This is a genomic window from Phenylobacterium parvum, assembly GCF_003150835.1.
Taxonomy (GTDB): Bacteria; Pseudomonadota; Alphaproteobacteria; order Caulobacterales; family Caulobacteraceae; genus Phenylobacterium; species Phenylobacterium parvum.
The window spans coordinates 525,815-538,368 of the sequence record NZ_CP029479.1 but is presented as its reverse complement, the minus strand read 5'-3'; the positions used below and the strand labels follow the sequence as shown (position 1 = coordinate 538,368).

The following is a 12,554-nucleotide window of genomic DNA, read 5'->3' as shown; positions in this document are numbered from 1 at the left end:
TCATTCGGGACACGCCTACTGGTCTCCCGGCTCGACTTCGGAGGCGCCGGGAGCCATGGGCACGAAGATCGTCCAGCTCTTGCTGCGGGCTCCCTGGAGAAGGATGGAGTCCAGCACGTTGATCACAGGTGCTCCGCTATCCACCGTCGCCAACCCGCCCTGGAGCCCGCTGGCGGTCCGTCCGCTCTGCCCCTGGAGGATCGCGGGGAGGGACGCCATGCCATTGTTGCGCAGCGTCGAGAGCGCGCCGGGCGCGGGGAAGGGAATGTAGACCCTCGGCGTCCCACCGGCGAAGGCCGCCTGCTGGGAGGTGGCGCCCGCTTCGTTCTCTGGCACGCCCAGACCAATCAGGATGTCCTTGACGGGATCGCCCGTGGTCGCCTTCTCAATGGTCCCGGGGCCGGTCGCAAGGGTGGGCAGGATGTAGTTGGCCAGGGACACGCCGCCGCCCGCGGTGAAGTCCCCGGCGGACAGGCCCGCCGTCACCGTCCTCGAACCGGGCTCCGCCGAGTCGTAGGCGCCGGACGTGCGGGTGACCGTCACCGTCTGGCCAGCGGCCAGCCCGGCCAGGACGTAGTTGCCGGGAACCAGCGTCGCCGTAGCGTTTCCATCATAGGTCTTGGTGGGGTTCCCCGTGATCGAGGCGGTCAGGGTCGCCCGGTTGATCTGTCCCACGCCGGTGGCGGCGGTCGGAAGGACGTAGTTGGCGAGCCGGGTCCCGGCCTGTGCGGCAAAGTCGCCCGCGCCGAGGACCACCGAGACCGCCCTCTGCCCGGCGTCCGCCGAGGCATAGGTCCCGCGGGTCTGGGTGACCGTCGCGCCCTGGCCGGCGACGAAGCCGGAGAGGCGGAAGTCGGCCGCCGTCAGTGTGGCGAGATCCGTCGCGTCGTAGGTCTTGGTCGGCCGCCCCGTCAGCTCCAGGGTCAGGGCCCGGGGCTGGATGGTCGCCTGTCTGGAGGCGGAGGTCGGCAGGATATAGTTGGAAGCGACTGCGCCGCCCGTCAGGACATAGTCGCCCTGGGACACGGTCACCGTGAGCTGGCGGCTGCCCGCGTCTGCGGAGTCGAAGACGCCGGAGCCCGCCGAAACCGTTCCGCCCTCGCCCGGCGCAAACCCGCTGAGGACCAGGGAGCCCGAGGTCAGGACCACCGTCTGAACCCCGTCGTAGGTCTTGGAGTAATCCCCGGATACCGAGAGGGTGAGGGACCGCGGATCAATACGGCCCACCCCGCTGGCCGAGGCCGGCAGGATGTAGTTGTCGAGGCGGGTCCCCGCGTTGGCGGAGATGTCCGCCGGGTTCAGGCTGGTCGTCACCGTGCGCTGACCGGCGTTCGCTGAATCGTAGCTCCCGGTCGTGCGGGTTACGGTTGCGCCCTGCCCCGCGACGAAGCCTGCGAGGCTGATATCCGCCGCCACCAGGGTCGCGACCGCGTTTCCGTCGTAGACCTTGACCGGGTTCCCGATGATCGAGGCGGTCAGCCGCTTCGGATCGATGGTCCCGACCCCTGTCGCCGAGGTGGGCAGGATATAGTTCGACAGGTTGGCGCCGCCGGACAGGACAATATCGACCGCCGACAGCCCCGCCGTGACCGTGCGGGCGCCCGCGTTCGCCGAGTCATAGGACCCCGTCGCCCGGGAAACCGAACCGCCCTCTCCGGCGACAAAGCCGATGAGAGTGATGTCGGAGCCTCCGAGCACGGAGGCCGTCGTCCCGTCATAGGTCTTGGTCGGGTTACCCACCACAAGGGCTGTCAGAGCCTTGGGATTGATGGTTCCGGCTCCGGCGGCAGAGACAGGCAGGAGGTAGTTGGAAAGCAGGGTTCCCCCCGTCGCCGAGAAGTCGCCTGCAGCGAGGCTGGCCGTCACGGTGCGGGCGCCGGCGTTGGCCTGGTCATAGACCCCGGAGGTCTTGGTGACGCTGGCGCCCTGACCGGCGACAAAACCCGAAAGGCTGTAATTCGACGAGGCCAGGACCGCAGCTGTCGCGCCGTCATACGCCCGGGTCGGGTTGCCGATGATGGAGGCGGTCAAGGTCCTGGGATCGATGGTCGCCGCGGCGGAGGCGCTGGTCGGCAGGACATAGTTCGAAGCCAGGGTTCCGGCGTTCAGGGTGTAGTCACTGCTCGCCAGGCTCACGGTCAGGGTCCGGGCGCCCGCATTGGCTGAGTCGTAGGTCCCTGAGGTCTTGGAGACCGTCCCGCCCTGGCCCGCGACGAATCCGGTCAGGCTGAAGTTCGCGGCCGTAAGGACCGCCGAGGCGGTTCCGTCGTAAGTCTTGCCCAGGACGCCGATGAGGCTGAGGCTGAGGGTGCGGGGGTTGATCACACCGGCGCCGACCGCGCTGGTCGGGAGCACATAGTTGGCGAAATTGGCGCCGCCGACCGCGGTGAAGTCCCCGGCGCCCAGGGTCGCCGTCACGTTCCGGGCGCCTGCATCGGCCGAGGCATAGGTTCCGGAAGCCTGTGTCACGGTCGCGCCCTCTCCGGCGACAAAACCCGTGAGGCTGTAGTTGGCGGCGGAAAGGGTCGCGGACGTCGAGCCGTCATAGGCCTTGGTCGGCGTGCCGATGACCGTCGCGGATATGACCTTCTGCGTGATGCTCCCCGTACCGCTGGCGGTCGCGGGTAGGGTGTAGTTGGCGAGGTTGGTGGCGCCGACAGCCGAGAAGTCCCCCGCCGCCAGGGAGGCCGTCACCGTCCGGGTCCCGGCATTGGCCTGGTCATAGGCGCCAGAGGTCTTGGTGACGGTTGCGTCCTGTCCGGCGACAAAGCCCGACAGGCTGAAGTTGACCGCTGACAGGACCGCGCCGGTCGTGCCGTCATACGCCCGGGTCGGGTTGCCGATGATGGAGGCCGTCAGGGCCTTCTGGCTGATCGTCCCGACGCCGGCAGCCGATACCGGAAGCACATAGTTGGACAGGTTCGTGGCGCCGACAGCGGTGAAGTCACCGGCCGCCAGGGCCGCAGTCACGCTCCGAGAGCCGGCATCGGCCGAGGCATAGGTTCCCGAGGTCTGGGTCACCGTCGCGCCCTCGCCGGTGGCGAAACCCAGGAGGCTGTAATTGACCGCCGCAAGGACCGCTCCGGTCGTGGCGTCATAGACCTTTGTTGGATTGCCGATGATGGAGGCGGTCAGGGTCTTCTGGCTGATCGTCCCGACGCCGGAGGCCGACACCGGAAGCACATAGTTGGCGAGGTTGGTGGCGCCGACGGCCGAGAAGTCCCCCGCCGCCAGGGAAGCCGTCACCGTCCGGGCGCCGGCGTTGGCCTGGTCATAGACGCCGGAAGTCTTGGTGACGGTTGCATCCTGGCCGGCGACAAAGCCCGAGAGGCTGAAGTTGGCCGCTGACAGGACCGCGCCGGTCGCGCCGTCATAGACCTTGGTCGGGTTGCCGATGATGGAGGCCGTCAGAGCCTTCTGGCTGATCGTACCGACGCCGCTGGCGGTGACCGGGAGGGTGTAGTTGGAAAGGTTCGTCCCCGCATTCGCCGAGAAGTCGCCGGCGGCGAGGGAGGCGGTTACGGTGCGGGCGCCGGCGTTGGCCTGGTCATAGACCCCGGACGCCTTGTTGACGCTGGCGCCCTGGCCGCTGATGAAGCCGGAGAGGCTGTAGTTCGCCGACGACAGGACGGCGGCGGTCGCGCCGTCATAGACCTTGGTCGGGTTGCCAATGATCGCGACGCTCAAGGCCCTGGGCGTGATGACGCCGGTCCCGGTCGCCGAGATCGGCAGGATGTAGTTGGCGAAGTTCGTGCCGGCGTTCGCCGTGAACTGGCCCGGGGCCAGGGTAGTGCTGATGCCCCAGCTCCCGACATCGGACCCGCTGTATATGCCGGACGTCTGGGTCACGGTGGCGCCCTGGCCGGCGACAAAGCCGGACAGGCTGAAACTGCCAGGGGCCAGGGTCGCGATATTGGTCCCGTCATAGGCGCGCGACGCCCCGGAGATCGACGCTGAAACCGGCCTCGGGGTGATGGTCCCCGACCCGGTCGCTGTCGCCGGGAAGCTGTAGTTGGCGATCAGCCCGCCGCTGGCGCCCGTGAAGTTGGCGGCCGAAAGGCTGGCTGTCACGGTCCGCGACCCGGCGTCGGCCGAGCTGTAGGTCCCGGCGGTCTGGTTGACCGTGAAGGTTTCCGAACCCACGAGGCCGGACAGGCTGTAGTTGCCCGCCGCCAGGGTCGCCGCGGTGGTTGCGTCATAGACCTTGGTCGGATTGCCGACGATCGAGATCGACAGGGGCGCGGGCGTGATGACGCCCGTCATGCCGGACTGGTTGACGATGTAGTAGTTCTCAAACCCCGTCCCCGGGATCGGCGGAACGATGAACAACGGCGTGCCCGGCGTGACGGCGTGGGTCCCGGCGTCCTTCGAGGCGAAGGTCCCGGTGGTCGGATACTTGATCCCGAAGGTGTCGCCGGCGAACTGGCCGGTGAAGGTCGCACCGGAGGTGTCGAGGGTCGCCAAGGTCGTCCCGTTGTAGGCCCGGGTGGTGACCGTCATCCCCGAGATGTAGATCGGCGCCTGGGTGATGACCCCGATGTTCGAGGTCTGGGTCGCGGCGATCGCATAGTTGCCGGCCTTTGCGCCGGTCAGGCCGAGGTTGGCGAGGGCGACCTCGAGGCCGGTCCCGACATCCCAGCCCGCAGTATAGCTCCCCGTCACCGTCCCGGCGTTGACGGCCACCTGGGCGGCGTCGGCGGCGAGGACTCCCGAGAGGGTGTAGGTCGCTCCCGAGGCCTGGGTGGCCGCCGTGCTGCGGTTGTAGACCTTGGTGACCGAGGCCACCGAGACCAGCTTGGTGGCGATGGTCTGGGTGACCGACGCCGGCTGGGTCAGGGTGTAGTTCGAGGCCTGTGCGCCCGACAGGCCGAAGCCCGCGAAGGTGACGGTCCAGGTCCCGGTGTTCGCGCTGGCGAAGGCTCCCGTCGCAGACGCCGTGGTCAGGCTGACCTGTCCAACGTCTCCGGCGACAACCCCGACCAGGGCCGCTCCGCCGCTGTTGACCGCCGCAGTGGTGTTCCCGTCGTAGATCTTGTCCGACGAGGTCACGCCGCTGACCGTCAGGAGCGCCCGGTTGATCGTGCCGCCGCCGGCAGCCGTGGTCGGCAGGACGTAGTTGGACAGGAGGGTCGATCCGGTGGGCGTGTAGTCGGATCCCGCCAGGGAGACCGTCACCGTCCGGCCGGTATAGGGGAAGCCTGCATTCGCCGAATTGTAGGTCCCGATGGTCTTGGTGACCGTGGCTCCTTCGCCGGCGACCCAGCCGCTGACCGAATAGTCAGAGGAGGTCAGGGTGGCGGTGGTGGTCCCGTCATAGGTCTTGGTGGGATTCCCGCTGACGGAAGCGGCGAGCGCCTTGCGGTTGATCGTCCCGATGGTGTTGGGCGTCGCCGGACCCGTCGGGGCCACGTAGTTGCCTCCGTCGGCGCCGCCGAGGGTGACACTGGCGATGGTGACGCTGAGGCCGGTGGCGGCGTCCTTTGAGGCGAACCCGGCGCCCGTCGCCGAGGCGACCGTGACGACATCGCCCGGCAGGGCGCCCGCCAAGGTATATCCGGAGCTGGCGGACGGAAGGGCCGTCGACCCATCGTAGGTCTTGACCACGCTGGTGATCGACAGGGCCCCGCTGAGCGGGGTGATGGTGGCCGTCAGTCCTGCAGGCTGGACGAGGCTGTAGTTCCCGGCGTCCGCCCCGGTGATGCTGTAGGCGCTGACTGAGACCGGCTTGTTGACCCCGACGTTCTTCGTGTCGAACAGCCCGGTGGTCGGGATGTTGTCGAGGTTCACCACGTCGCCGGAGAACAGGCCGCTCCAGACGATGGGCGCAGTGTTGTCGATCTGGGCGATCCGGCTCGCGTCATAGACGCGGCTGACGGCGGTCGGGCCAGAGAAGGTCAGGGACGCCCTGGTGATGACACCGATGGGCGAGCCCGCCACCGGCACGGCCAGCCCGTAGTTGAAGGCCCGGGCCCCGGTCAGGGCAAGCCCGCCGAGGTCGACGGCCTTCCCCGTCCCGACGTTCTTGTTGTCGAAGGCGCCCGTGACCAGCGCGGTGTCGATCCCGACGGCGCCGACATCCGACGCCACGATCCCGGCGAGGGTGAAGGTCGAACCCGCCACGGTATCCAGGGAGTTGTAGACCCGCTCGACCCGCGTGATCGAAAGGAACTTGGGGTTGATCTGGCCAACGCCTGAGGCGCTGGTCGCGAAGGTGTAGTTGCCCGCGACAGTCGCACCCACCGCCGAGAAGTCCGCCGAGGCGAGGGTTGCGGAGGCCGTGCGCGCGCCGGCGTCGGCGCTGTCATAGGTCCCCGTCGTCTTCGTCACGTTGAAGCTGTCGGAGCCGACCAGGCCCGAGATCGAGAAGTTGGCCGAGGTAAAGGTGGCGGCGGTCGTACCATCGTAGGTCTTGGCGGGGTTGCCGATGATGGAGACCGAAAGCGCCTTCTGGCTGATCGTCCCGGCCCCGGAGGCCGAACCCGGCAGGATGTAGTTGGCGAGGTTGGTCCCCGCGTTGGCTGTGAAGTCGCTGGCGCCGGCGAAGGTGACCGAAACCGTGCGGTCGCCAGCGTTCGGGGAGCTGTAGGTCCCGGAGGTCGCGTTGACGTTGGCGCCCTGCCCGCCGACGAAGCCGATGAGCCGGAAGTTCCCGGACGACACGGTCGCGCCTGTCGCCCCGTCATAGACCTTGGTGGGACGGTTGATCACCAGGGCCGCCAGGGCGGCGCGGTTGATCGTCCCGGTCCCGAGGGCGGTGGTGGGGAACTGATAGTTCGAGAGGTCGGTGGACCCCGTGGCGACGAAGTCGGGCGCCCGGAGGGTCACCGAGAGGCCGACGCTGGCGGCGGCGTCGGCGGAATCGAAGGCGGCGCCCGCATACTGCCCGACCGTGGCGCCATCCGTCCCGAAGAAGCCGGAGACCGTGATGCCGGCCACCGGCACGCTGACGGAGGTCGACCCGTCGTAGGTCTTGGTCGGCGTGGAGATCACCGTCGCCGTCAGGGGCGCCGGCGTGATGTTGGCGGACAGTCCGCCCGGCTGGGCCACGGTGTAGTTGTCGGACTTGGCGCCGCTCAGGGCGAAGCCGTACGCGGTCACCGGGATCCCATTGCGGACGAAGGGAGAGAGGAAGGTTCCGCCCACACCCGACAGGTTCAGGCTGACCTGCCCCACATCCCCGGCCAGGACGCCGTTCAGGGCGGCGCCGGCCGTGTTCAGGGTGGCGACCGTGGTCGCATTGTAGGTCCGCGAGTTCGCGAAGACCCCCGAGACGCTGAGTCCTCGGCGGTTGATCGTGGCTGTCAGGCTGGTGAGCGGAACGATGGTGTAGTTGGCGGCGCTGGCCCCGGAGAGGCTGAGGCCGCCGACCGTGATCCCGATTCCCGAGCCTGCATTGCTGGTCGCGAAAGTCGCCGTGGCGGCGCCCGTGTTCAGGGACACCACGTCACCGGTTACGCCCCCGAACAGTATGGCCTGGGAGAGGTCGAGGCTGCCGACATTGGTGCCGTCGTAGGTCTTGTCGTTCGCGCGCGCGAACAGGACCCGGAGGGGCGCCTGCAGGATCGTCCCCGATCCGGTCACCATCCCCGGGATGATGTAGTTGGAAAGCCGAGTGGATCCTGCGCCTTGGAGGTCCGTCGCCTTGAGGGTGACAGTGACGTTGCGCGCCCCAGCGTTCGCGGAGTCGTAGAAGGCCTCGGCGGCCTGTCCGACGACGATGGAGTCCGAGCCCACCAGGCCGCTGAAGCTGTAGTTGGCGCTGGTCAGGACCGCGACATTGCTGCCGTTGTAGGTCTTGGTGGGATCACCCGTCAGGCTGATGGCAATCGGCTTGGGCGTGATTGTCCCATTGCCGGCCAGGGACGAGGGCAGGACATAGTTCGTGAGCAGGGTGCCCGGTCCCGCCAGATAGTCCGTCGTCGTCGCCGAATCGCTGTTGAGGTCGACGCGGACCCGCTGGACGCCCGCATTCACGTTCTCGAACACGCCGGTCGTCTTCACGACCTGGATGGTGTCCGCGCCCTGGAGGCCCGTGAGCACGAAGTTGGCCGAGGTCAGGCCTGTGATGACGTCGGTCCCGTCATAGACCTTGGTAGGGTTGCCGACGAGCTGGCCGTTGAGATTGAAGATCGGCCCCGGGCCGCCCTCCGAGAGGGGCGCGCGGGTGATGGACCCGGTGCCGCTCGCCGATGTGGCGAAGGTGTAGTTATTGAACAGCGAGGCCGCGCCCGAGATCTTGCCCGTCAGATCCGCCGTCACCAGCCAGGAGCCGGCGTTCGCCGAGGCATAGGTCCCGGTGGTCTGGGTGACCGTCAGGGAGTCCGCCGCCATCAGGCCGACGGCCTGGAAGTTGGAGGGCGACAGGGTCGCGACCGTGTTGGCGTCGTAGACCTTGGTCGGGTTTCCGACGATGTTGAAGGTCACCGCCGCCTTGGTGATCGTTCCCGCGCCGGTGGCCGTGGTGGGCAGGATGTAGTTGCTGAGCAGGGTGCCGGCGTTGGCGATGATGTCCGGCGTGGCGATGAGGGTGCTCACCGTCCGCGCGCCGGCGTTCACGCTGTCATAATAGGCGGTGGCCTTGGGCGTCAGGGTGGCGCCCTGTCCCGCCACGAAGCCCGAAAGCGAGTAGGCGGAAGTGTCGACGTTCGCCGTCGAGGTCGCGTTGTAGACCTTGGTCGGATTGCCCGTGATCGACGCCGTCAGCGGACGCTGGGTGATGTTGGCGTAGAGGGTCAGGTTGCCGATCGAATAGTTGCCAGCCTTGGCGCCGGTGAGCCCGAACCCGGTCGCCGTCACCCTCAGGGCGACACCGACATTGGACGTCTCGAAAGTACCGCTGGCGCCGCCGGAGGACAGGCTCACCTGGCCGACGTCCGAGGCGATCACACCGCCCAGGGTAAGGCCGGCCAGGTTCAGCGTGGCCGTCGCATTCCCGTCGTACACCTTGTTCTGCGCCGACAGGCCGACGATCGAGAGGCCGCGCGCCGTGATGCTGCCGCTCAGGCCCTGGGGCTGGACCAGGGTGTAGTTGGCGGCCGAGGCGCCGGTGAGGGCGAAGCCGGTGACTGTGATGGCCTGCCCTGCGCCGACATTGGCGGAGGCGTAGGCGCCGGCCGCAGAAGCGGACACCAGGGAGACGGCGTCGCCGGCCACTTCGCCGAACAGAAGGGCCTGGGAGATGTCGAGGCTGGCGGTCGTCGTGCCGTCGTAGGTCTTGTTGCCCGAGAGCACCCCGACCACCCGGACGGTCGCCTTGTTGATCGTGCCGGCGCCTGTGGCGAGGGTCGGGAGGTCGTAGTTCGAGAGGTTCGTGCCGCCGGACGCGGAGAAGCTGGTCACTTCCAGGCCGGCGGTCACCGTGCGGGCGCCCGCCTGGTTGGAGTCGTAGGTCGCTCCCGTTGTCGAGACGACCGTGGCGCCCTGCCCGGCGATGAACCCGCTGAGCAGGAAGTTCCCGGAACTGAGGCTGGCGAGGGTGCTCTTGTTGTAGATCTTGGTGGGGTTGCCCACGATCGAGGCGGTGACGGACTTGCGGGCGATGGTCCCGATGTAGGCGGTCACTGACGGCGTCGGGATGCTGTAGCCGTAGACCGGCTTGCCGGCGTTCGTGAGGACGGGCGCGGAGGCGGTGACCCCGATCTGGTTGCCGGCGTTCGCCGTGGTATAGGCCGCCGTGACCGTCAGGCTGTCAGAGCCGACGAGTCCCGTAGCCACCAGGTTGGCCGGGACCAGGGTCGCCGTCGTCGTGCCGTCGTAGGTCTTGGAGATCGTGCCGGTCAGGTCGAAGGAGAGGATCGGGGCGAGGCTGTAAAGGAGGCCGTTGCCCGAACCCTGCGCGGGGGCGGTCGCCCCGGCGCCGTCAGCCGGATAGGTCGCGGCGTACTGGACGAAGTCGAAGGCCAGCGAACCGAGCGTGTTGGTCGTGGGGCTGGTCGAGTAGATCAGCCAGCGCCCGGCCGAGGACTGGACGCCCGTCGCGCCGCGGTTGTTGATGAAGTTCCCCGTTGTCCCCAGGGTGACGCCGTTGGTCCCCGAAACGGAACCCGATGCGCCGATGGTCAGGTCGCCGCCATTGGCGGAGATGGACACCGTCGGGCCGGAGGCGGCGCCGGAGACGGTGACGCCGGCGCCGGAGCTGACGGTCAGGGCGCCGGAACCCGTGTTCGCCACCGAAGCGCCGAGGGTCGAGGCGCCGCCCGAGCGCAGGGTCACGCCGCCGACGCCGGCGACGGCCCCGGAGGTCGACAGGGCGCCGCCCGCCGTTACGGTGACGGTCGAGCTTCCCGTAATGGAATTGACGCTGGCGGCGCCGCCCGTCGCAGTGACGGCCAGTGCGCCCTGCGAGGTGATGTTCCCGGTGACGGTGACGTTATGCGAGGCCGACACGGTGGCGGCGCCCGAGGTCCCGGAGTTCAGGCTCGCAAGGCTCAGGGACCCGCTGGTCGCTAGGACGGTGGCGGACCGGCCGACCACCTGCCCCAGGTTCACCGTGCCGCCGCTGGTGATCGACAGCGTACCCGACCCTGTCAGGGTGTTGGTCACCGCTGCGCCGAGGTTCATCCCGGTGTTGGCGAAGAGGGAGACGCCATTCAGGCCGGTGATCGTGGCCGATGCACCGCTCTGGAGGGTGGCTCCGTTGGCGCTGATCGTCACCGCACGCCCATCCACCGGTCCGCCGAGGTAGATCTGCGAGGCGTTGGTGATCTGGATCTGCCCGCTGGTCGCGTTGGAGACCCCCGCGCCGAGGTTGATGGCGTTGAGCGAACTCAGCGTCACCCCGTTGGGTCCGGAGAGGGCGCCTGCAGCGGAGGTGGTGATCGATCCCGCCGCCGCGGTGAAGTTCAGGGTCGAGGCGGTGGCGGCCGCCGTCGTCGAGATGTTGCGGCCGGCGATGAGCGACAGGCCGCCGCTGCCCGTGCCGGTGATGGCGGAGGAAACGACGACGTCGCGGTAGGCGTTGAGCGTGAGCGAACCCGAGCCGGACCAGGCGATCGGGGCGGCGACCGTGATGTCGCCCTCGCCGGGGGTCTGCACGCCCGCCCCGGCCGCGCTCGTTGCGTCTGTCACCTGGGTGACATTGGTCCCGCCATTGAGGGCCGAGACGATGGTGGAGGCCGCTGCGGCGTCGATGGTCAGGTCGACCGGGTCCACCAGCCACTGGCCGCCTTCGCCTGCCCGGATCACGGCGTCGCCGATCGTCATCAGGTAGCCGGAGGTTTCGACCATGCCGCCGCCTGCAGGACCGCCGGCAAGGATGGTGGCGCCCGAGGCGATGGTGGTGGAGCGGGACAGTCCGGTCTGGGGCGCCGTCACGCCGACGAGCACCGTTCCGCCGGACGCGCCCGAGGCGTCGAGGACGGCGCCGGATTCCACGACGACATCCAGACCTGAAACCGTGATCTGGCCGCCATTTCGGGCCTCGACCCGGCCGTCGACCCTGACCTCGCCCTCAGGCGCAGAGAGCCAGACTTCGCCGCCGGCGTTGCGCACGCCGGTCGCCTGGATCGATCCGGTCCGGTTCCCGGCAAGGGTGTAGACAGAGCCTCCAGCCGAGACGAGGGCGGCGGACGCCGCCTCGATCCGCCCCGAGGTGGTGACGTCCCCACGACCGGCGCCGGCGGCGACGTAGAGGCCGCGGGCGCCATCGGCGGGCGCCATGAGGACCTCGTCCCCAGCCGCCAGCCCGGCGACGCCGCTGGACGCAGAAATGTCCCCGCTGTTGAAGACGGAGGCGCCGATCAGGAAGACATCGCCCCGGCGGGAGAGGATGCGGCCAAGGTTGCTGACCTCGCCCACGGATTCGCCCCGCGCGGTCAGGGACCCGCCGCTCATGAAGGCCGACGTGTTGATGTCCCGGGTCGACAGGCCGATCGTTCCCCCGGCCAGGATCCGTCCTTCGGGGCCGACGACGACGCCCTGCGGATTTACGAGATAGACCGAGCCCGTGGCCGTCAGGCCGCCCCTCAGGATGGACATCTGGCCGCCGGTCACCCGGTTCAGCGTGGCGCCCTGGCCATTGAGGATGGTGACGACGCCGCCCTGGCCAATGGAGAAGGACCGCCAGTCGATCACGCCCCGGGCGCTGGACTGCCGCACCTGCAGGGCGGAGGATGAGGGATTGGTGATGGCGCCGGAGCCGGCGACGAAAACGCCGCCACTGGGCAGTTCGGGCGCGCCGGCGGCGAAGGCGGAGCTGGAGAGGCCAGCGAAGACCCCCGCCATCAGAAGGGTTTTCAGCCGGCCGGGCCGACTGCCGGTGCGGGTTGTCAGGCGCGCAGGGTTGCAGGCACGGGGCGTCCCCACCACGCCCTCACCGGGCGATCCGGAAACGACAACCTGATCGACCACCTTGACACGATACTCCCGAACCCTGCGTCCGACGGAGAATTCCGCCAGCAGTACATTTCACCGTAGGGTCACGTTGCGAAACAAAAGGCAAATGTAAATAGCTAACGTGTTGTTAACTAACGGATGAAGGGGATTTCCAGCGATTCGTGGCGCCGAGTCCCGCTTCTGCGCCCATGGCCGGCAGCGCGCCCTCCGGCTGAGCAATG

At 68.6% G+C, this 12,554-nt stretch carries 1 protein-coding gene; it reads right to left on the bottom strand.

Translation table 11 applies throughout. The features are described from left to right. Positions 1-15: 15 nt before the first annotated feature. A complete protein-coding gene (locus HYN04_RS02565; RefSeq protein WP_162599514.1) occupies positions 16-12,348 on the bottom strand; it encodes a YDG domain-containing protein in 12,333 nt (4,110 codons plus the stop codon). Positions 12,349-12,554 lie beyond the last annotated feature (206 nt).